21 protein-coding genes and 1 pseudogene are annotated in these 25379 nt (G+C 49.9%); 8 read left to right on the forward strand and 14 right to left on the reverse strand.

Features of this window, described 5'->3' with window-relative positions:
• Positions 1 to 85: 85 nt before the first annotated feature.
• The 7 genes from prs to argH form a co-directional block, all read right to left on the reverse strand.
• On the reverse strand, positions 86 to 1384 hold the full coding sequence (gene prs / locus SPICO_RS05365) for a ribose-phosphate diphosphokinase (protein ID WP_013739662.1): 1299 nt from the start codon (positions 1382 to 1384) through the stop codon (positions 86 to 88).
• Between the two features lie 109 nt (positions 1385 to 1493).
• A complete protein-coding gene (locus tag SPICO_RS05370; protein WP_013739663.1) occupies positions 1494 to 2351 on the reverse strand; it encodes a carbohydrate ABC transporter permease in 858 nt (285 codons plus the stop codon).
• Positions 2348 to 3247 (reverse strand): carbohydrate ABC transporter permease, encoded by a 900-nt coding sequence (locus SPICO_RS05375; RefSeq protein ID WP_148229081.1) that lies wholly within the window; start codon positions 3245 to 3247, stop codon positions 2348 to 2350. The genes SPICO_RS05370 and SPICO_RS05375 overlap by 4 nt, the downstream gene beginning before the upstream one ends.
• A 70-nt stretch (positions 3248 to 3317) precedes the next feature.
• Positions 3318 to 4580 carry an extracellular solute-binding protein gene (locus tag SPICO_RS05380; RefSeq protein ID WP_013739665.1) on the reverse strand — a complete coding sequence of 421 codons (1263 nt, stop codon included), beginning with the start codon at positions 4578 to 4580 and terminating at the stop codon, positions 3318 to 3320.
• A gap of 3 nt (positions 4581 to 4583) precedes the next feature.
• On the reverse strand, positions 4584 to 6341 hold the full coding sequence (locus tag SPICO_RS05385) for a glycoside hydrolase family 13 protein (protein ID WP_013739666.1): 1758 nt from the start codon (positions 6339 to 6341) through the stop codon (positions 4584 to 4586).
• Positions 6334 to 7362 carry a LacI family DNA-binding transcriptional regulator gene (locus SPICO_RS05390; protein WP_013739667.1) on the reverse strand — a complete coding sequence of 343 codons (1029 nt, stop codon included), beginning with the start codon at positions 7360 to 7362 and terminating at the stop codon, positions 6334 to 6336. Before SPICO_RS05390 ends, SPICO_RS05385 begins: the two co-directional genes overlap by 8 nt.
• Positions 7363 to 7606: 244 nt before the next feature.
• Positions 7607 to 8980, reverse strand: a complete 1374-nt coding sequence (gene argH / locus SPICO_RS05395; protein WP_013739668.1) for an argininosuccinate lyase — start codon at positions 8978 to 8980, stop codon at positions 7607 to 7609.
• Between the two features lie 177 nt (positions 8981 to 9157).
• Here argH and SPICO_RS05400 point away from each other — a divergent pair, with 177 nt between their 5' ends.
• Positions 9158 to 10210: a lipoprotein TP_1001-related protein gene (locus tag SPICO_RS05400; protein WP_013739669.1), complete on the forward strand. Its 1053-nt coding sequence runs from the start codon at positions 9158 to 9160 to the stop codon at positions 10208 to 10210.
• Here SPICO_RS05400 and trxA read toward each other — a convergent pair.
• Complete coding sequence (gene trxA, locus SPICO_RS05405; RefSeq protein WP_013739670.1) at positions 10198 to 10521, reverse strand: thioredoxin; 324 nt, start codon at positions 10519 to 10521, stop codon at positions 10198 to 10200. The genes SPICO_RS05400 and trxA overlap by 13 nt on opposite strands.
• Before the next feature lie 151 nt (positions 10522 to 10672).
• The gene (locus SPICO_RS05410; protein WP_013739671.1) at positions 10673 to 11131 is read right to left on the reverse strand and encodes a single-stranded DNA-binding protein; all 459 of its coding nucleotides are present in this window, start codon (positions 11129 to 11131) and stop codon (positions 10673 to 10675) included.
• A gap of 295 nt (positions 11132 to 11426) precedes the next feature.
• Between SPICO_RS05410 and pyrH the strand changes: the two genes are divergently transcribed.
• Complete coding sequence (gene pyrH, locus SPICO_RS05415; RefSeq protein WP_013739672.1) at positions 11427 to 12119, forward strand: UMP kinase; 693 nt, start codon at positions 11427 to 11429, stop codon at positions 12117 to 12119.
• Positions 12120 to 12284: 165 nt separating this feature from the next.
• Here the strand turns inward: pyrH and SPICO_RS05420 are convergent, their stop codons facing one another.
• Complete coding sequence (locus SPICO_RS05420; RefSeq protein WP_013739673.1) at positions 12285 to 13259, reverse strand: radical SAM protein; 975 nt, start codon at positions 13257 to 13259, stop codon at positions 12285 to 12287.
• A 159-nt stretch (positions 13260 to 13418) separates the two neighbouring features.
• Between SPICO_RS05420 and SPICO_RS05425 the strand changes: the two genes are divergently transcribed.
• On the forward strand, positions 13419 to 14588 hold the full coding sequence (locus SPICO_RS05425) for a patatin-like phospholipase family protein (RefSeq protein ID WP_169310058.1): 1170 nt from the start codon (positions 13419 to 13421) through the stop codon (positions 14586 to 14588).
• Here the strand turns inward: SPICO_RS05425 and SPICO_RS05430 are convergent.
• Entirely contained in the window at positions 14580 to 15488 is a 909-nt protein-coding gene (locus SPICO_RS05430) for a pyridoxamine kinase (protein WP_083810429.1), read from the reverse strand. The two genes, SPICO_RS05425 and SPICO_RS05430, sit on opposite strands and share 9 nt — an antisense overlap.
• A gap of 15 nt (positions 15489 to 15503) precedes the next feature.
• On the opposite strand from SPICO_RS05430, the gene SPICO_RS05435 reads away from it, so the two are divergent.
• Positions 15504 to 17513: a phosphoglucomutase/phosphomannomutase alpha/beta/alpha domain I gene (locus SPICO_RS05435; RefSeq protein ID WP_013739676.1), complete on the forward strand. Its 2010-nt coding sequence runs from the start codon at positions 15504 to 15506 to the stop codon at positions 17511 to 17513.
• Between the two features lie 27 nt (positions 17514 to 17540).
• Here the strand turns inward: SPICO_RS05435 and SPICO_RS05440 are convergent, their stop codons facing one another.
• Positions 17541 to 18848, reverse strand: a complete 1308-nt coding sequence (locus tag SPICO_RS05440) for a hexokinase family protein (RefSeq protein WP_013739677.1) — start codon at positions 18846 to 18848, stop codon at positions 17541 to 17543.
• A 138-nt stretch (positions 18849 to 18986) separates the two neighbouring features.
• Here SPICO_RS05440 and sbcB point away from each other — a divergent pair, with 138 nt between their 5' ends.
• The 4 genes and pseudogenes from sbcB to SPICO_RS09770 all read left to right on the forward strand — a co-directional run bounded on the left by sbcB (position 18987) and on the right by SPICO_RS09770 (position 22909).
• Positions 18987 to 20411, forward strand: a complete 1425-nt coding sequence (gene sbcB, locus SPICO_RS05445; RefSeq protein ID WP_013739678.1) for an exodeoxyribonuclease I — start codon at positions 18987 to 18989, stop codon at positions 20409 to 20411.
• 34 nt (positions 20412 to 20445) lie between these two features.
• A pseudogene (locus SPICO_RS10555) lies at positions 20446 to 20508 on the forward strand (CRISPR-associated DxTHG motif protein); the annotation flags it as partial.
• A 143-nt stretch (positions 20509 to 20651) separates the two neighbouring features.
• Positions 20652 to 20810, forward strand: coding sequence for a hypothetical protein (locus SPICO_RS10380; protein ID WP_169310024.1), 159 nt, complete (start codon positions 20652 to 20654; stop codon positions 20808 to 20810).
• Between the two features lie 5 nt (positions 20811 to 20815).
• On the forward strand, positions 20816 to 22909 hold the full coding sequence (locus SPICO_RS09770) for an RCC1 domain-containing protein (protein ID WP_013739679.1): 2094 nt from the start codon (positions 20816 to 20818) through the stop codon (positions 22907 to 22909).
• Between the two features lie 134 nt (positions 22910 to 23043).
• Here SPICO_RS09770 and SPICO_RS05455 read toward each other — a convergent pair whose 3' ends face one another.
• Together SPICO_RS05455 and SPICO_RS05460 are read right to left on the reverse strand one after the other, a co-directional pair.
• Positions 23044 to 24237: a glycine C-acetyltransferase gene (locus tag SPICO_RS05455; RefSeq protein WP_013739680.1), complete on the reverse strand. Its 1194-nt coding sequence runs from the start codon at positions 24235 to 24237 to the stop codon at positions 23044 to 23046.
• Complete coding sequence (locus tag SPICO_RS05460) at positions 24234 to 25196, reverse strand: NAD-dependent epimerase/dehydratase family protein (protein WP_013739681.1); 963 nt, start codon at positions 25194 to 25196, stop codon at positions 24234 to 24236. The genes SPICO_RS05455 and SPICO_RS05460 overlap by 4 nt, the downstream gene beginning before the upstream one ends.
• Positions 25197 to 25379 lie beyond the last annotated feature (183 nt).

A 25379-nucleotide genomic window follows, 5' to 3' on the forward strand; every position in this document is an offset into this window, starting at 1 on the left:
TCCGGGAACCCGCCCGGCAACTATCCTCATGCGGACACACAGTACCGAACATGGGGATTTGCGTCAGCCCGGAGCCGCGATATCGTCAATCACGGTCCGGGTCACTAGCACTGGCATCGCTCGCTTCGAAAGGAGCCTGCGGATGTGCCTGCTTGGCATCAATCAGGTTCTGGATGAATGCCCTGTTGTCCAAGAGAGGACTGATGGGACGCCCATGATGGAGCCGACTGATGACTCGTGCGAAAAGTTCTGATACGTCTGCCTGGATGAACCATTCTTTGTCCGTCAACTCGCGTCCATGGTAGACGGCGTTGGTTCCAATGATACGATAGAAGCTACCTTCCTTGTAGGCGGCATCAAAGTCCTCGATACCTGACCCGTTGAAGAACGGCAGACTGACCATACAGATAATTTTCTTTGCGCCCATTTCCTTGAGCGTACGCATGGCGATGATCATGGTACCGCCGGTGGCTATCATATCATCAGCAATCAGGACGGTCTTGCCTTTCACATCGCCAAGAAGATTTATGCTCTTGATGTTGGAATGTTTCGCGTCACGGCTGACCATGGAATAGTCGCGTTCCTTGTACAACATGGCCAAAGGTCTGTGCAACGCCTGGGCGTAGAACTTGTTGCGGCTGATGGCGCCTGTATCAGGAGCGACGACAACGATATCCGGATCACTGATGTCAATGACCTTGTTCAATTGGATGAGGGTCTGGTATGAGGCATGGAGGTTTTCCAGATGCAACGTAGTAAAGGAATTTTCAATCTCCCGGCTATGGATGTCCAGCGTGATGATGCGATTGACGCCCAGCATTTCACAGATATGTCCGAACATGCTGGCGGTGAGGGCTTCACGCGCGCTTTTCTTATGCTGACGCGCATAGGGATATGTCGGCAGAACAAGGGTCACATTATCAGCTCCTGCCAGCTTGAGCGCGTTAATCGTGGTAAAAAGGAACATCAGATGGTCGTTTATGGAAAAAACCTGTGGTTCATCCAACCCAGCAACTTTAATCGGGGATTCGTTGGTCACATCGTGAATCAGGAAGATGCGGAGTCCACGTACTGGCGCCAACATCTCGGCCTTCACTTCCCCGTTGGCAAAACGTGTGTATTTCACATTGATGCTCAAATCCGGACACTGGAAAGTCTTGGGAGCCTTTCCACGGGGAATCTTGCGGTTGTTCAGGTCGTCAGTGAATATGACTTGGTGGAGTATCTCTTCTTCAGTCATATTGTGGCGTCTGGCGAGAACGGAGGATACCTTCTTATACCTTTCCACATAAAGCCTGCGCAGATGACGCATGACTTTTCCCGTAAGGTATTCCGTGCCGGGCCCGGCAATGATGCCGAGCTTATGCGGTTTGATGATACTCATATGCCTACCATACACCAAAGCATTATGAAAGTTCAATGCGGTTCAATGCAGGAAACGTACAGGAAAGGTTTGCCTATCCATGCTATCAGCCATTTTCCCAAGGGGGTATTCATCCTTTTACACTCCCCGACATCAAACCTGACACAAAATACTTCTGGAAACAGATGAATACGACAATGACGGGAATCAAGGTCAGGACAGACATGGCAAACACATATCCCCATTGAGTGAATTGATGTTGTCCGAAAAAACCTGAAATGGCTATGGGCAAAGTCCGCTTCTGATTATCATTGATTACTGTGTTTGCCCATGGATATTCCTCCCATGTGCTTAAGAAATTGAATATTGAAACCGAAGCAATCGCAGGACTCGACAAAGGCAGGACGACTCTGAAAAATACCGTAAGCACGGAAGCTCCGTCTATTTCTGATGCTTCCATCAAATCATCAGGGATATTTTCAATGAATCCTTTAATCATGAAAGTTGAGAATGGTATCACCCACGCGATATAAAAAGGAATAAGTCCCATCAACTTGTTTACTGTACCAAGTGTAATTGCCAGCTCAAACTGCGGGATGATGAGCGTCGTCCCAGGAATAATCATTGTCATGATTATGAAGCCGAACAGTAACTTTTTTCCCTTGAAACGGAACTTTCCCAACACAAAAGCCAAACCAGTGGAGATGAATGCGGACACACATACCGTAATTACAGCGGCAACGATACTGTTGAGAAAATTCACATAAAACTTACTTTCGGAAATAATGTAACGATAATTTTCAAGGGTCAGGTTCTCAATCTTCGGAAATAAACGTGGAGGAAACTCGTATAAAGCCCCATTTGGTCGAAGTGAAGTACTGATTAGATACACCATAGGCATAATCGCCACAATCGTAAAAATCGTAAGCAAGATATAACTGACGATAGAAGTTTTTCTCTCGTCCTTGAGGATGATTTTTGATTTCATGACAGACCTGCCTTTGCATCATGTGACCGCATGACCTTGAACTGTAGGATTGCCAGGATAGCAAGGGTTCCGGCCATGACGAAGGATAAGGCGGATGAATATCCAAATTTTCCTGTACTGAATGCCTTATGGTACATCCATGTAAGCAGGGTATCCGTCTGGTGCGCTGGATTTCCGTTGGTAATCATCTTGATTGAAGTAAAGACATTGAAACCACCTATCGTCAGCATGATAAGAGCAAAGAGAATTGTCCCGCGGATACATGGGATGGTGACATGAAAGAACCTTTGCACACCATTGCATCCATCGAGAGAGGCCGCTTCATACAAGTCCTTGGGAACTTGCTGCAATGCCGCAAGGAAAACAACCATGTTCCAGCCGACCCCTTTCCAAATACCGAGAAGCATAGCTACCCACAAGCCGGACCAGCGGGAATCAAGCCAGCGGATATTATGATTTGTGACGTAAAGTATGGAAGTAAAAAAATAATTCAAGATTCCTTCGGTATTGAAAAGATAACGGAAAATCAATGATGCTATGACCCATGATGTGATGACTGGGATGTAATTTGCCACCCGGAATGTAATTTTCAACCTTTGTATGTTCATGAGAAGCAACGCGACAAAAAGTCCCAAGGCCATTTGTCCAGGAACAGTCACGATAGTATATACAAGCGTATTGACAAATGATGTCCTGAATATTCTGTCAGAGAATACGGTGGTATAGTTCTCGAAGCCGATGAACTTCTGTCTGAGCATCGAGCCGAAATCCCATTGAAAGAAGCTCATGATAAATAACTTTGCAATGGGATAAACGGTAAAAAAGACAAAGACGACCAAACCAGGAAACATGATAAGAGCTACCTGTAGCCGTGAACTTCTACTTTTTATATTCATCATCTTCTTCTTTCGCTCCATGATAGTAAAACAGGACAAGAACAGTTTCTCATCCTGTTTCAACAACTGTTTATGGCTTCAGAAGTTCATCCACCTGAGCAGCAAGAGCATCCAAGGATGTCCGGACATCTTTGTTCTCCCTGATTATGTTCGATATTGTCATTGAAAGAAGGTTGTCGATTTCCGTCCATACGGAAACCGTAGGTCGCGCTTTTGCTGTCTCAATTGCGGATAAGAACGGAGAGAACTCAGCGTTTTTCACTTCTTCCGTTTTCAGGGCTTCCTGATTGACAGGAATCTGTCCGGCCTTGGCCATCTCGGTCTGAGCAAATTTCCCTGTCATGAACTGCATGAATTTCCATGCGGCGTCTTTCTTCGCTGTAGTAAACATGGCGATATCTTCACCACCCAGTACAGAGGATGAGCCGCCTTTACCAGCGGGCATCGGAGCCATTCCATAGGTAACATCAGGATAGGCACCTTTCAATTCTGCAACCTTCCACGGACCTTCAAGCATCATTGCATATCGGTACGTTCCAAAACCATCAGTCATGGGGATGTCTCCGCTGTTGAAACCTGTAAGCGCTCCTTCCCGTGCTAAAGTCACGAATGCGTCAATTGCCCTGACTGTTTCTTCGCTATTAAGATAACCGGTAGCCTTTGTCTGTGCGGGATCCGTGAATGCCCCTCCGAAACTCCAGATGAAAGGACCAAGGTTCCATCCGCCAAGCGAGGGTTCATTCCAACCCCAAACCTGCTGTCCTCTCGTGTTTTTTCCGGACAAAGCCCTTACAACCGTCATCCATTCATCCATCGTTGTGGGAACGGAGAGCTTTGCATCCTCAAGCAGCTTCGTATTGTAGAAAAGAATCTTTGTGTTGGTGTTCAATCCCAGTCCATGATAGTGTCCGTTGACGAAAGCTGTAGACATGGCGCTTGGCAGGATACGTCCGGCAACCTGTGTGAAATCCTCAAATTCACGGTCAAGTGGAACAAGGATTCCCATTTTCTCAAATTCAGGAAGCCAAGCGATATCGCACCTGGCGACATCAGGTAAACTCATGGCACTCGAACTCACCAGGATTTTGTCGTGCAGTTCTGCCCACTCATGGGATACTGCGTTCACTTTGATACCAGGATTCTCTGCTTCGAATCTTGGAATAAGGACTTTTGTGAGTGTTTCATTTTCCTTGGACTGTGCGCTGTAGTGATGCCAGAAATTCAGAGTCACCACCGCATCACTTGTCCGGCTCTCCTTTGCTCCTCCAGCAAACAATAAACAAACACCCATGAAGATTGAAACGAAAACCAGCGTAATTCGTTTTCCATTCATTTTCTATTCCCCCTTCTTCAGTATTTCCCTGAATATCTTGACTCCATATGAATCAAGCATCATTTGTTCATCAATACGAACCTCTGCATCCGACATCATGTCCTGCCAAACTCCTCCTATGGATGTCGCCGATAGATTGACGTGCGCAGTGCCTTCCCCATTGTGGAGAAAGACTATGAATCTTTCCTTTCCATCACATCGTTCAAACGCGAACACCCTTCTTATGTCGTCTGCAAGCACCTGTACATACGAACCGCACCGCAATACATGGTGTGTTGTACGCAGTGAAATCAATAGCTTGTACCAAGCAGCCAGTTCCTCATTCCGAGAAGCTGCATCCCAGACCATTCCTCCCCGGCAAAGGGGATCCGTCAGCCCTTCCATGCCGGCTTCTTCCCCGTAATAAATTGCTGGGGAACCAATAAAAAGCATCTGAAACGCCACAGCCAGCTTGCATTTGCGCACATCCCCTCCTGCTTCGGTAAGGAATCGTGTAGTGTCATGGGAACCCAATAAATTGTATTGCGCCATGTTCACTTCATCCCAATACCGCGACAGCAGGTTTCCAATCCGAAAACAAAAATCCGTCGTTGCGATGGCTCCTTTGGCGAAATAATCAACCATGATATCCCTGAAAAGATAATTCATGACGGCATCGAGACGCATGCCGTCCCCCACAAGACCGTAACCATCCGTCCATGTCTCGCCAATCAAAAGGGCATTGGGATATCGAGCTTTTATTGTTCTCCGTGCCTTCACCCATAGGGATGCGTCAACCTCATCCGCGACATCCAACCTCCATCCATCCATACCCGTGACTTCCAGCCAATAGAGCATGACATCTATGATGAAGTCCTGTACTTCTGGGTTCGATGTGTTCAGTTTCGGCATCAAGGGATAATCTCCGACACATTCATAATTCAAAGGTTCGGCGGTGACAGGGAAGCTGTGAATGAAGAACCAATCCGAATAGCGTGACAGGGAATCATTATTCACGACATCCTGAAATGGGGCGAATTTAATTCCGCAGTGGTTGAAGACTCCATCAAGAAGAATACGGATGCCTTTGTGGTGAGAGTTACAGACTAAACGTTTGAGATCGTCCAAAGTTCCGAAATCTGGATCTACTTCCTTATAATCAATCGTTGCATATTTATGGTTGAAATCAGCCAGAAAGATAGGTGTAAGATACAGGCAACCGACACCCAGCTCCTTCAGGTAGTCCAATGACTGTTCTATTCCTTTCAAATCACCGCCCAGATAATTGTCACGCGTGGGTATGGAATCCCATCTTTCATACAAATGTCTATTTTTACTGACATTTCCTGGTTTATAGCGTTCAGGAAAAATCTGATAGAACACTATTCCTTTTGCCCAGTCGGGCACTGAAAAATAGTCAGAATCATTCGTATACAGGTACTCAAAGAATCCTGATTCAGGCATTTCCCTGAAAAGGCCTTCATTGGTAAGGTAATGGCAAACTCCGGAACGATCCTCTAGCTTGAAATAATATTTGATATAATGTGTCGGCTCAGAAAATGAAACATGGCACCTGTAGTCGTCCCTCCAGGCATCCTGATAGGCAATCTCCATCTTCTCGGATTTCCTGGAATCCGTATTCCGTAAGGTCCGCTTCCAACAGACCACCGTACATTTCTCCATATCACCTTTTGCCACAAGTACTTTGAAGTATAAGTCCGTGCGTGACCCGGCATAGATATATTCTGAGGATGCGCGATGGATGATTGCTGCTTCATTCATTGTTTTCAGGTCCTTTCCGAGTAGATTTTCTGATTATCAGGCCAGGGGAAATCTGCAAGTGAAGGATACTTTTGTTTCCTTCTATCTTCTGCATGAGCATCATCATCGCTTGAGCGCCCAATTGTCTGGTATCGACATCGATGACTGTCAACGATGGTTCGATGTATTCGGCAAGCGGATAATTGTCAAAGGCAATTACTCCCGCCTCATCCGGAACGGAAATCCCTCTGTCCTTCAATGCCTGCAATACGCCGAACGCTATGACATTGTCGTTGCAGATGAAGGCATCAGGCATCATTGTCTTCTCAAGGTTTGCAACTATCTTTCTGGATGCTTCCGCAGAATCCTCACATTCAAAAAAACGCATATCTTCGTTTTTGGCACCATTTGCAAGAAGTGCGTTGCGATATCCTTGCACTCTGTTCCTAACAAAAACTTGACCGATTGTCCCGCCGATGTAGCACATATGGGAATATCCGGTTTTACGCAGATGGTTCACGGCAATTTCCGCTCCTTGGGCATTGTTGACATCCACCCAACTACATTCATTTTCCAAAGTCCCCGGTTCTCCCAAGATGACAAAAGGGAATTCGTCTTTTTCCAAGTCTTTCACCAGCCTGTTCCTGACAATAGCAGGAGGCAAGACCAGCCCATCGACTTTCCGTTCGTATATGAGGGATCCAATCGTCTGCTCGTTGGCATCATCAGCATCCACATGGGCAATGAGAAGGTTGTATGCGAAATCGCGAGCAGTTTGTTCTATGCCGAATACACTGTTATTGAAGAAATAATTGGAAAAGGCGCTTTGATTATCCATGTCCACGACAAGACCAACCGCCTGGCTGTTGCCTGTGGCAAGCCTTCTGGCATTGCTGTTCGGATGATAGTCCAGCTTTTCCATCACATCCCGAATCTTTTTCTTAGTCTTTTCTGATATCGACATGCTCTCATTGAGGACACGCGAAACGGTGGATGGAGAAACATTGGCAGCTTTAGCAATATCATGAATTGTTATCGGCATATCTTCCTCACCTTATTTATGCAACCGCTTTATTAAAAAATTATTTTATATTTCCTTTTTTATAAAAAATTTATAAATAAAAATAAATATTCTATATATAATTTTATGCAAGCGGTTGCATAACAAATATACACCATCTTCCTGAGTTGTCAACAGAAAATATGAATTGTCAGATTACTCATGTATCAGGGGTCGGCAATGTTCGTGTTGTACGCGAGTACGTACCCCAATCACTCCGCTCCAATCACAAACTGACCAGATGGAGTCCCTTCCTGCCGCTAAGATTCTCATAGGCATCATCCCATGCGACAGAGACGTCGGAACATCCTTCAAGAAGCAGCCGAACAGAAAGCTCGTCATCATCCAGCCCAAGGTTTCCGGTCGTTCCTTCGCTCGTCCGTGCCCGGATTGTCGCAACCGGATCCATGAGTGCAACCTGATCCAGATGCAGTCCTACATCCTTGTAGACATCGCGGAAGCTGGAACCGGCATCAAGACGCTCAAGTACCCGATCCGTGGCGTACAGTTCGGGTGTGCAGGCAGCGGCAAGCCGGTCCGCATGAACTTCAAGTCCGGCTACCATGCGGCTCATGATCCGGACAATGCCCATGGTCATGCGGCATCCGCTCAGGAGAGGTTCCTTCGTATCCTGAAAATCCCGGTTGTACCCCGACACCAAGCTCCTGATTGTGTTCTTCACACGGAAAGAACATGCAGTGACAGTTACAGAACGACTACGCACCAGCTCCAGTCCGTCAGGATTCTTTTTCTGCGGCATGATTGACGAACCGGTAGTCAGCTCAACGGGAAGAGAGAAATAACCGAATTCCGGCAGAGTAAAGAAGATTAAGTCCTGAGCCATCTTGCTCAGTGTAAGAGTAATGTAATCACAGCTGTCCAGGAGCATAGCCTCATATTTCCCACGGCTATTGTTCGCATAGAGAACATTGTTTTGCACACGGGTGAACCCCATCTGAGCCGCGGTGAAGGTTCGGTCAAGCGGCAGGGGGACTCCATAGCTGGCCGCGGAGCCTAATGGAGATTGATCCAATGTCCACGTCAGTTGGTAGAGCCTTTGCGCTTCATCATACAGTTCCTCGGCATAAGCCGCAGCCCAAAGTCCCACCGAGGAGGGCATGGCAACCTGTGTATGAGTTCTTCCCGGCATGGGGACAAACTCATGCGTGCGGGCGAATGAAAGCAAGGCTGCGGACAGCCGACCGGTCTCAGCGGTGAGATTGACGGCAAACTCCCTCATCCAAAGGCGCAGGGCGGTTTGTACTTGGTCATTGCGGCTTCTTCCTGTATGAATCTTCTTGCCCGCCTCCCCTGTTCTCCTTGTCAGAAATCCTTCAATGGCCGTATGACAGTCTTCATCCTTTGCCTTTATTTCGAACTTGTCCTCCAGTTTCAGGGCGATGATTTCACGTAGTCCTTGCTCAAGGGCGTCAAGCTCTGACTTTGTAAGGATTCCTATTTTATGCAAACCACGCGCATGCGCGGTTGATGCCAGACAGTCGGACAGAACCAGCTCCTGATCGAGAAGATAGTCATTGCCGACGGTAAATTCCTCCATCAAAGAGTCAAGGGTATGGTCTTTTTGCCAGAGTTTTGCCATGGGATGCCTCCTGGTGGCCGTGCCGGAGGGATGCCGCCGGACATGCTGTTGTGCGGAAAGTCTAGGAATTTGAACCGGCGTTGTCAATTCATGGGACGCTACATCGAAAAGATTTCCTCCACGGTCTTCTGAAACAGGATGGATGGGAGCGGTATTTTTCTGATGGGAGGACAATACATGGAACTGATGCATATGAAATCATTGAAAAAAGGCATTCGAATCACCGCAATACCATTGTTTTATTTACGTTGTACTCTGTTTTTGATTATCCTTTTCCTTGCGACGGCCTGTGGGGAAGAACTTCTGCCTCTTGACTTGTTGGAGAGAACGGACTGCTCTCCGCCTGCTCTCGTTAGCATCCGGGCGACGGGAAACAAATCCATCCGGCTGTGTTTTTCCGAGAAGGTGGAAGCTGCCAGCGCACGGGTGTCGGTTGAAGGGGAAACTGCCGGCTCCGTCACGCAAGAGGATGATTTCTCTTTGGTCGCGCATACGTCCGTACCCCTTATCCCCGGAAAACAGGCCTGGGTATCCTTTGTGGTGGAGGATATCTCCGGGAATGCTCTTTGGGCACGGGTTCCCATCTGGGGGTTCAACGCTCATGCCGCTCATCTGCTCATCACGGAATTCACTACGAAAGGCACGGAAAAACAACCCGACAGGGTGGAACTTGTCGTGTTGAAAAGTGGCGATCTCGCCGGTATCACCTTGTCATCAGGACTGGCAGGAAGATGGACCGACCGATGCGTCCTCCCGCCGGGGAACGTGGATGAAGGAACCTTCATCGTGGTATTTTTCCAGGATGGCAACGCCGAAGATATCCCGAAGAATACGCTCATATGCCGGAGTCAAGAGCTTCTAGGGCTTCCGGGATCAAATGGCATTCTTGTCCTCACTGACTCCCCTTCTTCTGACGCCACGATAATTGATTGCGTCCTTTATGCGTCCCATACCAAGACAGCACATGGGTTTGGGACGGAGGAAGTATGGGAACAGGCCAATCTGGCGATAGATCGAAACGCATGGAAGCCTGTAATTCCCAACACACAGGAAGTAGACTCATCATGGGCAGTAGATAGCGCAGCAACCACAAGCACGCGCTCATTGTGTAGACGGGATACATACAAGGACACTGACACAAAAAATGACTGGTATGTCTGCGCTACCAAAAAAGCAAGCTTCGGTTCATATAATTCACGTGAAGAATGGGAAGGCAATCAGGAGAGGTAACTCATGACGAATGATTCGATGACCGAGAAAGAAGCGGCGCCGATGCGCTGCTCAACCGCTTCCCCGTTCTTGAAAAGAACCAATGTCGGAATGCTGGCCACGTTGTAGCGTGAAGCAAGCCCTGTGCTTGCATCTACATCAACCTTGACTACCTTCAAGGTGGTTTCATGCTTTTCCGTAATCTGCGCAATGGCGGGAGCAATTATTTTGCAGGGACCGCACCAATCAGCCCAGAAATAGACAAGCACCGGAACTTCCGCCTTCAGGACTTCTGCTTCAAAATCCTCATGTGTAACTTCTTTATTTCCCATTAGCGGACACTCCCTTGGCATGAATTACAACGCACCCATGGTACTTGAGGAATCCAAAAAAATAAAGAGGGCTTGAAATGACCTACGTCCGCAGCGGTTTCAGCCACTGCGGTCATAGACACATACATACAAGAACACGGCGGAGAAACCCTCAAAGAACCACTTCCCCGTCGTCTTCCATATCTTCATCGGGGACGCGGAAGGCTTCTTCGTCCAAGAACATTTCCACTTCCCCGGTATCCTTGGCCCCTTCTTCATCGCACCCTATTTGTTTTTCTTCAGTTCGCCTTTCAGGGACAAATTCAACATGCTCTGCTACAATACTATACCGAGAACGGATTTTTCCATCTTCTTCCCATCTGTTCTGCCTGAGTCGTCCGACAACCCTTACCTTCCGTCCTTTCTTGAGGAATGTGCCGCAATTCTCGGCCAGCTTACCCCATGTTTCGATAAGCATGTACATCACTTCCTTGATTCTCTCCTGACCGTCCTTGTAGGAACGATCAACCGCTATGGAAAACTTCACCAATGGCCCGTGCCCCTCCATATCACGTCTTTCCGGATCCTTGACCAGATTGCCTTCCAGCAGCACTGAATTGAGATTGTTCACTTACCTTTGCTCCTTTGCCTCCGCCGGTTTCATGCCATCGGTTCATCGAAGCGAGAGGACATTGGCCATATAGCGGACACTCATATGTGATAAGCACTTTCCCCTGCCGTCCGTTTCAGGACATGTTTCTTTGGGAATGACGCACTTGCAAAGATTTCATAAAGATTTCATGTGGTATTTCAATCTTCTGAACAATGTTTCCTTAGGCAAGAAACCTAACTGCTTAGGTTGAGAGTCGTGTCTATATTTGGTACACTGAGCTTCACGGCGTCCACCACACAGGAGGTTTCCCGCCATGCTGACAATTTTATCCCTGGGAGGCTCGATCATCTCCCCTGATTCAGTTGATACGGAATTTCTGTCCAGTTTTGAAAAGATGATCCGCTCATACCTGGCCACGCATCAAGATGCACGTCTCATCATTGTCTGTGGCGGCGGAGCTCCCGCACGGGTATACCAGCAGGCGTATCGCACCTTGAAATCAGAAAAAGCAAATCATGACCAAATGGACTGGATCGGTGTCATGGCGACCCGCTTGAATGCCCAACTGGTCGCCGCAATCTTCAGCGATCTGAGCCACGATGTCCCTGTGGTCACTGACCCTGCGGCTGATGACATCACCTTTACAGGACGTATCCTCGTCGCAGCAGGATGGAAACCAGGTTTTTCCTCAGATACTGACGCAGTGTACCTTGCGGAGAAATTTGGCGCGGACAAAGTAATCAACCTCTCGAACATCCACCATGTTTATACTGCCGACCCGAAGACCGACCCGAATGCCGTGCCTCTGGATACCATTTCATGGGAAGACTTCCGCACGATGATTGGCTCGACATGGACTCCTGGCAGGAACCTTCCCTTTGACCCCATTGCCAGTGAGAGAGCTTCCCGGCTGGGACTGAAAGTCATCTGCGCCGATGGACGGGATACATCCAATACCTTGGCAATCCTTGAAGGAAAGGCATTCAACGGAACGACAATCGGCTGATATCGGAGTTAATAAGCGAAACTTACAAACAAAAAAACTCAATCAAGGCATGGGCTTCATGTCTCCATATCCCCTCCCTAAACTAGTTCCATGTTTTACTATTTGCTTAAATTATATGGAAATATAATTAGTAAGCAATAATTACCAACTATAATTGGGATTGTTTTAGCGCACAGATGAACGCAAAGAAAGGAAATATGGCAGAGGTTCCGCAAAGCCGTCAGGAAAAGGATTATCCCTCCTGAAATCAGGAATCCAACTGTCTTCATCGCCCAGCTCCTGCACAAAACCATCCTCGATTCCCAATTCATCAAGCAACGCAATGAGGCTATCATATTCCGCTTGAGTCATGCGGGGGAACAGACGTTCACCGGAAGGCGGGACGAACTGAACCATCAGGCTCAGCCATGCACTGCCATTAAGATGGTGCGCATACCAGCGCAAAGCCTCGCGTGTCGCTTCCATGGTCCCAGGAAAAACAAGATGGCGAACCAGAATGCCACGCAGAACACCGTCCGGACCGACGGCCGTGACAGGATGGCGGGAAACAAGTTCCTCCAGCATGGGCGCGACAACCTTAGCGTAACGTCTGTTCCCGCAGAAGACAGCGGCGACTTGCGAATCCAGCGTCTTGAAGTCAACAAGATGCAAATCGACCAACGGGTCAATGACGGACAACCCTTCCTCCGATTCGTAGCCGGATGAGTTCCATACAATGGGGAGGACAAATCCCTGGGAACGCGCTCTCCTGACAGCTTCAGCTATCGTAGGGATGAAATGAGTCCCGGTGACCATGTTCACGTTTGCGGCTTCCATATCCTGAAGACCAAGCATCATATTCACCAGGCTGTCACAATCCACCACGCACCCGTAACTTGAAAAGGTCGCATTACATCCCGCTATCTGGTGGTTCTGGCAATATGCGCAATGCAGGGGACAACCAGAAAAGAAAATCATTCCGGAACCCTTTTTCCCCGTCACAGGCGGCTCCTCTCCCCTGTGCAGGCCGCTCCAGGCAACCCGCACCTTGTCTGTCTCACGACAAATTCCCACCTGCTGGCGTGTACGGTCAACGGCGCAGCGATTCGGACAGAGCAGGCATGTCCGGTAAGGATTGAAATATTCAGGGATTCCAGCCATAAACCTTCCTTGGCATGATTGGAGGGAACGACAACACGAGGATTCACAGAGCGAACCGGAGAGGACATGGAGCCAAAAGCGCAATGTCCGGTGATTCCATTATTGACAGTACCCGCCAAAGACATCATTTTAATCACTATGGGATTTCAAGGCAAGGACATGAAGAACAGCTTAAAGGACTACAAGGAAGAACGGTTCATTCTCAGCATCGATGGCGGAGGAATTCGCGGCATCATTCCGGCATATCATCTGCAACGCATGGCGGAAATGCTCCACTCATGGGGCGACAAGATACCATTCTACGCACATTTCGACTTGATCGCGGGAACCTCAACGGGAGGACTTCAAGCCCTCGCACTAAGTTCCCCTGTTGAAGAAACAGGATTGCTTGCCGAAGACATTGAACCATATCCTGTTATCCACCCTTACAGACGAAGCTTTCTGGATTGGATGAAGGGGGAGCCTGCCACCAGGACATGGGGAACATTGATACCCGGCGCCGATCCTTCACAGCTTCTGGGACTGTACCTGGAGTCCGCGAACCGCATCTTTCCGCAGAACAAAAAAAGCAGTATTTCCCAAGTTTTTTCTGATAAGTATGATTCACGGCATTTACGTTCCTTTCTCGGAACTATATTTAAGAAAGCTGCTGTAAGTGATAGTGTCGTTCCTGTCCTGGTCATCGCCTATGATTCAGCTTCTGCCCATTCCGTGCTAATCTCCAGCTCACATCATCAAGGCTTCCTCATGCATGAGGCGGCGACGGCAACCAGTGCGGCTCCTACATATTTTTCTCCCCTGACCATCACCAACAAATCAACCAGAAAACGACAGACCTTGATAGACGGAGGGGTCATAGCGAATAATCCGGCATTGTACGCTTATGCCGAGGCAAAACGGCTTTATCCGAATGCGCGGAAATATCACATCCTCTCCCTTTCGACCGGTTCCGGACGTTTTATTTTTGACGCATCGAACAGCGGGGGCATGATGAGCTGGGTCGATCCAATCAAGGGACTTCCCATTTATAGGATTTACGCGTCTTCACAGATGACAGCGGTTGATGATATCGCGCCGTTCATCCCCGATTTGGAGTATGTCCGAATACACAAAGCCAGCAAGGGAGAATCCATCAAGATGGATGACATTGCGCCAGAATCACTTGCCGCTCTGAAAAAACTGGCTGAGAACACCTTTGCGGCGCAAGAAAAAGAAATCACCTCATTCTTGAAAAAAGCATCCACCCGGACTACCTTTGACCAAGTTCGACGCACAGGAGTCCTTACCGGCGCAGGGCAGTCAGAGCAATCCCCTGTGCTGTTACCATGAGCAGGAGTCCGTGCGGAGTGCATCGACCACATCAGGAAGTATCAATGCGACAGCAACACCATGCCGCCGCCCGTATCCGGCCTCGCATGTCCTGCGGACAGCCAGTGCGGTAAGTCCGGCTGCTTGGTGTGCCGCCATGGAAAAAGAAACTCTTTTGAGCATGAATCCACACATCAGAGCAGCGAACAAGTCCCCGCTCCCCGGCAATGATACAGGATGTCGTTCATGGACATGCAAGGAAGCCTTCCCGTGCTGCCCACCATCCTGTCCATCAAAGATTGCCACCCCGTAGTGGTTCCCTCCATCATTCTCCAGCAATATGCCAGTGATGACGGCGTTACGGGGGCCAAAAGCATGAATCATCTCCACCATCTCCAACGCTTCTGGCTCTGTCCATGTTTTTTTCCAGGGGACATTGCACAAAAGACACGCTTCAGTCATGTTGGGCGTAACAATGTCAGCTCCCGTGACAAGCTCCCGCATAGCAGGAATCATCGCGTCTTCCATGGGCCCATACAGTCGGCCATCATCCCCAAGCACAGGGTCGATGACGACAAGAGAGTCAGTCCGTTTATTCTTCTGCGTGTCAATGACCTGACGAACCAAGCCAATCTGTTCGCGGGAGCCAAGGAACCCGCTGTACACAGCGTCGGCAGTCATGCCCAGTTCTTCCCAATGGGAAATGACGCGCTTCATTACGGCTGTCTGGTCAGAAAAGACATAGTCGGAGAATCCATCGGTCTGTGTTGACAGGATGGCCGTGGGAAGCGGGGACACTTCGACTCCCATTGCTTCCAGCACAGGCATGATGACCGTGAGTGAGCTTTTTCCGTGACAGGATAAATCGTGGACAGCTATGCATGATGACAACACAGATATCAGCCTCCGTAGTACTTTCACAGTATCTCACCAGAGGTGAAGAATGCAAGCGGAAACATAGTGGAAACCCAGGTGGAAACCCAGGCTGGACACTTGAAGGATTCTCCCTACCGTTATAGGCTGTCACGCATGGAAAAATCTCAACATCTACATCAGCACATCCCTCACCATATACCCGAAACATCCTTCATGTCCCGGATGATCATGTCCGGCTCAGGGTGGAGGGGCATCTTTGACCCTTTCGGAAATCCTGAAGGCCGCGGCAAGAACATCTCCGGAGAAGCCCGTGATTTCTGCATTCGCGCAACACATTCCTTCATCCGTTTTCTTGCCACGTTCTCCCAGAGGAACAATCCCCTGCGCATCCTCCTTGCCCAGGATTCCCGTCCGACCGGTGAAGCCATCAGGACGACTGTAGCGGAGACTGCCAGAGCATGTGGCGTTCACATCGAGGACGCAGGCATCCGCTGCATACCGGAAGTCCTGGCCGCTTCGGAAAGTCCCCTGTCCAAGGCAGGATATTCCAACGCAGGATATGATGGTGTCATCTATATCACCGCAAGCCACAATCCTGTCGGATACAATGGCTTCAAGTTTGGTCGCCATGGCTCTGTCATCTCCCGTGATTTGGAGCAAAAGCTCAGGGCACTGTTTCATGAAAACATCCCCATGAAATCAATGATAGAATCCATCCTCCTACAGAAGGATGAAAATGATTTACCGCCTGAAATGGAAGCGAATCATTGCAGGGCAGACAGTGATATAATGAGTGGTGATTTAATTAGGGATGCTTACGAACTAAGAATACTGACTTGTGCCTCCCATTCCACCGAACCGGCTGTCCAGAACCAATTTCTCAAGGAAATACGCCGTGGCATGGAAGACAATCCCTTGGGCCTCATTGTGGACATGAACGGCAGTGCCCGTGCCACATCCATCGATAACGATATCCTCACAAGGGCAGGCGCACATGTTCATGTTCTCAATGGAACTCCTGGGGCTATCATTCATGGCATCATACCGGAAGGCTCCCATATGGAAACCTGTCGCCAGACACTGGAAACCATGCACAAGCAGGATGCCCGCTGGCAGCTGGCCTATATGCCGGACAATGATGGGGACAGAGGGAACATGGCATGCATCGATTCCGAAGGAACGGCACAAATCCTGACTGCACAGGAGTTGTTCTCGCTGGTTGTCCTTTCCGAACTCGCGGCTCCTTCATTGACGGCATCATTGTCCACATCATTGGGCACATCGTTGACTACCGATTCCAAAACCTATCCCCAAGCCGTAGTTGTGAACTGCGCCACATCCTTGAGGATAGACAGGCTCTGCTCACTTTTTGGCGTTCGAGTTGCCCGCGCCGAGGTGGGAGAAGCCAATGGCACATCCCTTGCCAGCAAGCTGAAAGAGGAAGGCTATCATGTCCGGATTATGGGCGAAGGTTCAAACGGCGGCTGCATCATTCCTCCCTCACAGGTCAGGGATCCTTTGACAGCGTTGTTCTCCCTTCTCCGGTTGCTGAGGAGCCATGGATTGAAAACACCAGCATCAGAATACGCCCGACGTGCGGGTGTCACCCTTCCCTACGCTCCCACTGTGCAGGACTTCCTTGAATGCCTTCCCATTTTTCAGACAACCGGTTCCACCGATCCACAGGCTATGATTCATGCTTCCATCCCTGACTATGACAGGTTCAAGACAGCGTATGAAAGAGCCTTTCTGTCATCATGGCCTCTCCAGCGACAGTGGCTTTCCAAGGCTGGTATCACACACTGGCGGGAAGAACAGACAGAAGGAACACAGATGCGTACCGGAATGGGAACTGAGTATCGTAACCATCCTTTCACCGGCAGCCTGAAAATTGTCTTCATGGATGCCGTTGGCAGGGATCAGGCGTTCATGTGGATGCGTCCCAGTTCCACTGAACCAGTGTTCCGCCTTGTCATTGACTGCTCCGCCGAAGCTGGCGGAGCAAGGACATACAATCAGCTCATGAGGTGGCATCGCGACCTTGTGGAGACAGCATTGAAAGAAGCGTGAAGACTTCAGATGTTCAACGGTTTACGTTCAGAGACTCAAACCGGCAATGGCCGCTCCTATGACCGGAGAGTCTTCAATGCGCACCATGGCGGTGCTGATACCCTGACGTTCGGTCAGAAAACTGTGCAGATAGAAGTCCGTATATCGCTTGAGGTTTTCAGTCTTATAGAACGTCGTGCCATCAGCGTTAATCACCACCGGACGGCGGGGATCCTTGCCCGGAGAGGCTTTCATGATGGTCGCGGAAAGATTCACCGCGGTCAGTTTGGCTGCTCTGGCAATCAGGGAATCAATGATACGCCACAAAGCAAAGGCGTCATCATCATTGTCTCCGACGACATGTACCAAGGCATATGCGGCGTTGAAAGGTTCTTCCAAATAATTGCTCATCGTCGTAGTGGTCAACGGAGCAATCCTGACGAACCTGTCGGCAAAACCACGGGAGAAAATCCCTTCTTCAATCGCCTGGAGGATGACCTGATGGCTGAACGCGCCGAGATAAGCCCCGCTGATTAGTTTCTCAAAATGGTAGGAATCAGGATCCTTCGTTGTCGCAAAAAATTTCCGATCCATCTCTCCCAGTGAAAAATTGAATCCTCCTGACTCTACGTTGATGATCTGCGAACCTGCTTCAAGATTCGACAGTTTGGTTATGCGGGAGTTATCTTCTATGTACGCCGTATTTGTTCCGGTTCCCAGGATGAATCCGATGAAACCGGAAGCATGGGAAGACCGGGCTTCCGCTTTGGTGGCGAGCAAAGTCGCGACCGTATCATTGATGACGGAAACGCGCTTGCGGGATACATCATGTCCCCGCCGGGCAAGCTCGGCGAGCAGGCTGGCTCCTATCGGCATGCCGATGACTTCCGGCGCCTTGATTTCCTTGGAGAACACAATAGTACGTCCGTCATGATCCGGGAAAATACTGGCCGCGTAGGAATAACAGAATCCAATCCTGTCACTCCGGTCGATGATGCGCTCAACATCATCCGCAAGGACAGAAAAGAACTCGGAGGCCGATACTTCTGTCTTCACCCCCGGCATGCCTGTCTTCTGGAAATCCGTGATGGTCGGCTCCATGTTCGCGCCAAAAGTCACTACGCACGTGCGGAAATTCGTTCCGCCCGCGTCCAGCACTATGACAGATTCGCCTGGCTGTATGGTCACTTTGTCGTCAACATAGGTAGGAATCATGTGGAGCGATGATGTCTCTCCGGTTAATCCTTTCTCCATTTCATCCAGGAACTTTCCCACCACCACTTCCATATCCACGTCTTCAGGGGTGAGTTTCCATTTCCGCAGGAACTTTCCGGTTCTGGCACCGATATCTCCCATGTGAGACCTCCATGATTCATTTGCCTTGTTCTTCCGCCCATTCTATGGCCTGTAGGCATCCTTGTCCAGTTTCATTCGGCATCAGTTTAGCTGTCATCTTCTCTCGAACCTGACCATGAAATATGGTACCATGCAGGCATGAACGAAAAGAAAACTTTTTTTTGGTATGATTTGGAGACATTCGGGTTGAATCCCTATTATGACCGCATTGTCCAGTTCGCCGGGGTACGTACCGATATGGATCTCACGCCAGTCGGACAACCGATTCTTCTCTATGCCCGTCCGACAATCGATTACCTTCCGGATCCGCTCGCTTGCCTGGTCACTGGCATAACTCCGCAGGAGGCCATGGAGAAAGGGCTCAGGGAAAATGATTTCGCCAATGCCATCCTCAAGGAGATGGGACAGAAAAACACTTGTTCCGTCGGTTTCAATTCAATCCGTTTCGATGACGAGTTCATCCGCAATCTCCTTTACCGCAACCTCATTGATCCTTACCGGAGGGAATGGGCTGACGGCAACAGCCGCTGGGATGTGCTTGATTTAATCCGCGCCGCGCACGATCTGCGTCCTGACAGCCTTGCATGGCCGCCTTCAAAGGACAACGGTAATCCAGTATTCAAGCTGACCGAACTCACCACCGCCAACAATATTTCCCACGAGCATGCCCACGATGCCTTGAGCGATGTCTACGCGACGCTGGCAATCAGCCGTCTCCTTAAAGAACGGAACCCACAGCTCTTTGTCTGGGCATTGAGCCTCCGTGACAAGAAGAAGGTCAAGGAAATCGTCAATCCTCCGTTCGGCACTCCTTTCCTCCACACCTGCGCTTCCTTCACTACGCCACGCGGCTGTACCCGTCCGGTCGTTGCTATTTCATTTGTCCCCAGCAATCCAAATAGCGTCATCTGCTTTGACCTGACCCAGGATCTTGACCCTCTTTTCACGGCGAGCGATGAGGACATCATGCGCGTCCCCGGCGTCTTGAGGATAGCCTTGAACAAATGTCCTTTTGTCAGTCCTCTTTCAGTCCTTGGGAAAGATGATGCCATAGCAAGAAGGCTGGATATAGACATGAAGACGGCGATGGCTCGATATGAAAGGATCCGGCAGGAAATCAATCTTCCTTCCCGTTTTCGTTCCGCTGTTGAGCGTGATGAGTACGAACAGGTCGCCGATCCTGATTTCCGCATCTATGCCGGAGGTTTCTTCTCCGATGCCGACAGGGAGCGTTTTTCCATAGTACGCAAGACAGAAGCATCACAGAAACTCAGCCTCAACCTTCGCTTCGATGATTCCCGCGCTCCAGAGATGGTATGGCGTTACGTATGCCGCAACTGGCCTGAAACCCTTGATGAGCAGCAGAAGGCACGGTGGCAAAGTTTCTCGGCGAACCGTATCCTCAATCCTCCCGGAGACATCATGGTCACGTGGCAATTCTATACCAGGAAAATTCAGGAGAAGCTCCAGAGCAACGATACTCCTGCCCATGAGAAGCCCGTACTTGCGGCCCTGAAGGAATGGGGTGAGATGATTGCAAGGGAGACAGGGTTGTCTCGGTGACCTCTTATGAGTTTTCTTTTTCCAGAAGACAACGCTTGATATTTCCCATGGTTTCAATTTTCTTGGCTTTCTTTTGTTCGTCACGCTTAAAAACTAATTAATGAATAATATTAGCGCTCAAAATCACTAAATAACCCGAAAGTATTATATGGTTTTCTCTGCTTTTCATGCAAAATCATACCTTTGGGTAATAGCTTTCTGCCATCACCACGTTTATACTACTTTATTAATTACTACCATATGCGTAAGCTGGCATGTCATCATCTTCTTCATGGAGAAAGGAAAAGACACTATGAGAGAGAGAGAGAGAGAGAGAGAGAGAGAGAGAGAGAGAGAGAGAGAGAGAGAGAGAGAGAGAGAGAGAGAGAGAGAGAGAGAGAGAGAGAGAGACTAAACTAAGCGTCATGGTCTTCCTGACCATCCTGATGCTTCTTATCACCTTCATTTCATGCGACAACAAGCTGAATGTTTCAAATACAAACGAAGTACGATTCATTTCCGAGATAGGCCGCAAGGCCACGGCAGACTCCGAATGGCAAGCCGATGATGAAGTCGGCATCTACATGGTAGCTCATGATGCCCTGGCAGCTACTGCCGCCTCAGAACGTGCAAACAAACTCTACACGGCTGACACAGCCTTCCAGACTTCCGGCTTCACTCCTGCCACCACTGCCGATACCTTGAAGTGGGATGACCTTAGTACGAATCCTGCACCATTCTTTGACTTCATCTCCTACTATCCTTACGTGTCATCCATCGCTGATACCACGGCTCTACCCATAAATGTCTATCCACTTGGTTCCGGGGAACAGGACACGGGAAAGGCTGACTTCCTGTGGGGACGCACCGACAATGTACAGAACAATACCTCGACGGTGCATCTGAAACTTGACCATATGCTCTCCCGCCTGATTGTCAACATCTCCCCAAGCACGACCGTTGATGCTACGGCTATCAATGATGCCACCGGTGGATTTACTGCTACGGTCACAGGTTTGAACACGCAGACCGCAATCAATCTGAATGACGGAACCTTGGATGCTGCCAGTGTCATTGAGTCTATTGTCATGAAGGACATTTCCGACACCCTTACTCAATCTGAAAGAAATGAGGGCAAGAGACGGTTCGAGGCAGTGCTGATACCTGTGGGCAACACTTTAGCCCTGGCTAACGTGAGCCTGGAGTTTACCCTGAGCGGTGGTGCTAGAGCTGGTACATACACCTGGAAGCCAAGTAGCACAGGTGCTGTAGCTGACGGAGACAAGCCCCTGATTCACTTTGACAAAGGCAAGCAGCATGTCTACAACATGACGCTCAATACCTCTGATGATGAAGTCGCCGTTGCCGCTATTGAGATTGAGATACAGGACTGGGACACCGGGGACGGCGTGAACGGGGCTGCTACGTTCAAACCATACCGAGCCGTCTCCGCCGGAGCTTATCACACGATGATCCTGAAGAATAACGGCACGCTCTGGGCGACCGGATACAACGAATATGGTCAATTGGGTGACGACACTACGACCAACAGAACTACTCCCGTACAGGTTTCGTCCATGGGTTCTGATGTCGCGGCTGTCTCCGCCGGAAATTATCACACGATGATCCTGAAGAAGGACGGCACGCTCTGGGCAACAGGATACAACGCTCATGGCCAACTAGGTGTCGGCGATACGACTGACAGAAGCACGCCCGAGCAGGTCTGGGATTCTACTGATGGTTCCATACGCATGACTAATGTCGCGGCTGTCTCTGCCGGAAACACTCACACGATGATCCTGAAGAAGGACGGCACGCTCTGGGCGACTGGAGGCAACGGTTCTGGTCAACTGGGTGTCGGTGATAATAACAACAGAATCACGCCCGTGCAGGTCACGGACATGGGTTCTGATGTCGCGGCTGTCTCCGTCAGAGCCTCTCCCACGTTGATCCTGAAGAAGAATGGCACACTCTGGGCGACTGGATACAACGGATTTGGTCAACTGGGTGACAACACTATAATCAACAGAGAGACTCCTGTGCAGGTCAGTTCTGGTGTCGCGACCGTCTTCACTGGAGACAGCCATACGATGTTCCTGAAGAAGGACGGGACACTCTGGGCGACCGGATACAACTCTTCTGGTCAACTGGGTGTCGGTGATCATCTCAACAAAAGCACGCCCGTGCAGGTCACATCCATGAATACTGATCCGAGCAGCAATCCTGTCGTGGGAGTCTCCGGCGGAGACGCCCATACGATGATTTTGAAGAAGGACGGGACACTCTGGGCGACTGGACTTAACGATTTGGGTCAACTGGGTGACGGCACTATAATCGACAAAACCACCATTCCCGTGCAGGTCATGACTGATGTCGCGGCTGTCTTTACCGGATACTACCATACGATGATCCTGAAGAAAGACGGCACACTCTGGGGGACAGGAAGCAACGTGGATGGACAACTGGGTAACGTCGGCATTGTGAACAAAACAAGCACGCCCGTGCAGATAATTTTTTAGATACTCTGAAGTGACCTCCACAATGCACAGTGCAGCGTGCGGGAGTTATCTCTCTCCCCGTATGCGTTCTGCCACATGCAAACGGAGGTCACTTTTCACGACAACGGTAATTCCGGGACATCGTTTCTACATCGTCACGCTATGAGTCCCACCTGCTTTCCCACTTTGGTGAAAGCCTCGACCACCCTGCCGATGTCATCCTGAGTATGCTGAGCGGAAAGCTGCACACGGATGCGCGCCTTGCCCTTCGGCACTACAGGATAGGTGAAGCCGATGACATACACACCCTCGTCAAGCAACCGTGATGCCATATCAACCGCAAGCACCTCATCATAGGTCATCACGGGGATAATGGCCGTGTTCCCCTTTACAAGCTCGAAGCCCGCCTTTTCCATGCGTGAACGAAACAGAGCCGCATTCTCCAGAGTCTTTTCCCTGTAGGGATTCCCAGCCTCCAACAGCTCAATGACCTTGATGGTCGCTCCACAGATAGCTGGTGCAAGGGTATTGGAGAAAAGATACGGGCGCGCCCTCTGCCGGTACAGATTGACCAATTCTCTGCGTCCGCTGATGCAGCCGCCGCTTGCGCCGCCGCACGCCTTGCCGAAGGTCGTAGTCACCATGTCCACACGATCCGCCACGCCCCAGTATTCCGGCGTTCCCCGTCCTGTCTGACCGATATACCCCGTGGCATGGGAATCATCGACCATGACTATGGCATCATACTTTTCCGCCAAGTCACAGATATCCTTCAGCAAGGCTATGTCGCCGTCCATGGAAAATACTCCGTCAGTGACAATCAGGCGTCGCCGGGAAGACGCGGAATTTTTCAGCGCATCTTCAAGGGAAGTCATGTCACTGTGCTTATAACGCAGGCGATCAGCCTTTGAAAGCCTGATGCCGTCAATGATTGACGCATGGTTCAATTCATCGCTGATGATTGTGTCTCCGGCTTCCATCAAAGGCTCGAACGCCGCGCCATTAGCATCAAAGCAGGATGAAAACAGGATGGTGTCTTCCGTGCCGAGAAAAGCGCTGATCTTGTCTTCAAGCTCTTTGTGGATGGACTGCGTGCCGCAGATGAAACGAACCGACGACAGCCCATAACCCCATCTGTCCAGCGCGGCCTTAGCCGCCTCGATGACCTCCGGCGAATCGGAGAGTCCAAGATAATTATTCGCGCAGAAGTTCAGGACTTCTCCCCGCCCCTCGACGCCAATGCGTCCCCTCTGGGGGGTAGTCAGAATCCTTTCCTGTTTTTTCAACCCTTGACTTTCCAGGGAATCAAGGAAACTTTTCAGTTCGTCCTGTGTTTTTCCCAACATCATCGTCTCTCCTTTTCTCTCCGCCCACGGATTGTCCGAATCATATCTTCTGTCATCTCAGCCACATCATAGCGCGGCTTCCAGCCCCATTCAACACGGGCTGCGTAATCCTCCATGCAATCCGGCCATGAGTCAGCAATGGCCTGACGGACAGGGTCAACCTGATAATCAATGGTGAATCCGGGAATCACGGCTCTGATATAGGCGGCAAGCTCCTCCGGGGAGAAGCTCATTGAAGCCAGATTGAAAGCATTCCTGTGCCTGAGGCAGGAGGGATCCGCTTCCATAAGGTCGATGGCCGCGCTCACCGCGTCCGGCATGTAAATCATGTCGAGGTATGTATCCCCTCGGAGAGGGCAGGTGTACCTTTGATGGTCAACCGCTTCATAGTATATTTCGACCGCATAATCGGTAGTCCCTCCGCCCGGAGGAGTCATGTTGCTGATTATACCAGGGAAACGGACTCCCCGTGTATCGACATCATACTTATGGTAGTAATAATCACAAAGCAGCTCGCCTGTCACCTTGCTGATGCCATAGATGCTCGTCGGTCTCTGGATGGTGTCCTGGGGAGTGAATACCTTGGGAGTCGCGGGACCAAAGGCTCCTATGGAAGAAGGGGTGAACACAGCGCAGCCATATTCACGGGCAATCTCCAGCGTCGATATCAGGCTGCCGACATTGAGGTCCCATGCCGCCAATGGCTTTCTTTCAGCCGTGGCGGACAGGAGCGCGGCAAGGTGATAGATGGTATCAATCCGATGCGTGCGGACGATTTCTGCCACAGCGGCGGCATCCCGGCAATCGACCTTGTAGAAAGGCCCTCCGTTGATAAGCGCACAATTTACATCGTCCCGAACATCTGATAGGACGACATGTTCTTCCCCATATCTCCTGCGCAGTTCAAGGGCAATCTCCGAGCCAAGCTGACCCAATGAACCTGTAATCAGGATGTTTTTCATGAAAAGCCCCCTTCTCATTGTCCGCAGGATACCGTTGCCATTCCAGTCTCATTCTGGTTCCATTCGGCGCGTTTGCTTGACACCAACAGGTGGACGACCCTACAATACATGGCATTAACAAGCCTTTGTTCAGTATATTGAACTCAATTCACTATGTCAAAAAAATAATACGGCACAGGACGC

Source organism: Parasphaerochaeta coccoides DSM 17374 (assembly GCF_000208385.1).
Lineage (GTDB): Bacteria > Spirochaetota > Spirochaetia > Sphaerochaetales > Sphaerochaetaceae > Parasphaerochaeta > Parasphaerochaeta coccoides.

What these genes read in the sequence shown, in the direction of transcription:
- SPICO_RS05425 (WP_169310058.1), top strand. Translation starts at nt 13,419, where the DNA reads ATGAAGAACAGCTTAAAGGACTACAAGGAAGAACGGTTCATTCTCAGC.
- SPICO_RS05440 (WP_013739677.1), bottom strand. Translation starts at nt 18,848, where the DNA reads ATGGGAGATATCGGTGCCAGAACCGGAAAGTTCCTGCGGAAATGGAAA.
- SPICO_RS05385 (WP_013739666.1), bottom strand. Translation starts at nt 6,341, where the DNA reads ATGAATGAAGCAGCAATCATCCATCGCGCATCCTCAGAATATATCTAT.
- SPICO_RS09770 (WP_013739679.1), top strand. Translation starts at nt 20,816, where the DNA reads ATGGTCTTCCTGACCATCCTGATGCTTCTTATCACCTTCATTTCATGC.
- SPICO_RS05455 (WP_013739680.1), bottom strand. Translation starts at nt 24,237, where the DNA reads ATGATGTTGGGAAAAACACAGGACGAACTGAAAAGTTTCCTTGATTCC.
- prs (WP_013739662.1), bottom strand. Translation starts at nt 1,384, where the DNA reads ATGAGTATCATCAAACCGCATAAGCTCGGCATCATTGCCGGGCCCGGC.
- SPICO_RS05460 (WP_013739681.1), bottom strand. Translation starts at nt 25,196, where the DNA reads ATGAAAAACATCCTGATTACAGGTTCATTGGGTCAGCTTGGCTCGGAG.
- sbcB (WP_013739678.1), top strand. Translation starts at nt 18,987, where the DNA reads ATGAACGAAAAGAAAACTTTTTTTTGGTATGATTTGGAGACATTCGGG.
- SPICO_RS05420 (WP_013739673.1), bottom strand. Translation starts at nt 13,259, where the DNA reads ATGGCTGGAATCCCTGAATATTTCAATCCTTACCGGACATGCCTGCTC.
- SPICO_RS10380 (WP_169310024.1), top strand. Translation starts at nt 20,652, where the DNA reads ATGCGTAAGCTGGCATGTCATCATCTTCTTCATGGAGAAAGGAAAAGA.
- SPICO_RS05375 (WP_148229081.1), bottom strand. Translation starts at nt 3,247, where the DNA reads ATGAATATAAAAAGTAGAAGTTCACGGCTACAGGTAGCTCTTATCATG.
- trxA (WP_013739670.1), bottom strand. Translation starts at nt 10,521, where the DNA reads ATGGGAAATAAAGAAGTTACACATGAGGATTTTGAAGCAGAAGTCCTG.
- pyrH (WP_013739672.1), top strand. Translation starts at nt 11,427, where the DNA reads ATGCTGACAATTTTATCCCTGGGAGGCTCGATCATCTCCCCTGATTCA.
- SPICO_RS05380 (WP_013739665.1), bottom strand. Translation starts at nt 4,580, where the DNA reads ATGAATGGAAAACGAATTACGCTGGTTTTCGTTTCAATCTTCATGGGT.
- argH (WP_013739668.1), bottom strand. Translation starts at nt 8,980, where the DNA reads ATGGCAAAACTCTGGCAAAAAGACCATACCCTTGACTCTTTGATGGAG.
- SPICO_RS05370 (WP_013739663.1), bottom strand. Translation starts at nt 2,351, where the DNA reads ATGAAATCAAAAATCATCCTCAAGGACGAGAGAAAAACTTCTATCGTC.
- SPICO_RS05400 (WP_013739669.1), top strand. Translation starts at nt 9,158, where the DNA reads ATGGAACTGATGCATATGAAATCATTGAAAAAAGGCATTCGAATCACC.
- SPICO_RS05390 (WP_013739667.1), bottom strand. Translation starts at nt 7,362, where the DNA reads ATGCCGATAACAATTCATGATATTGCTAAAGCTGCCAATGTTTCTCCA.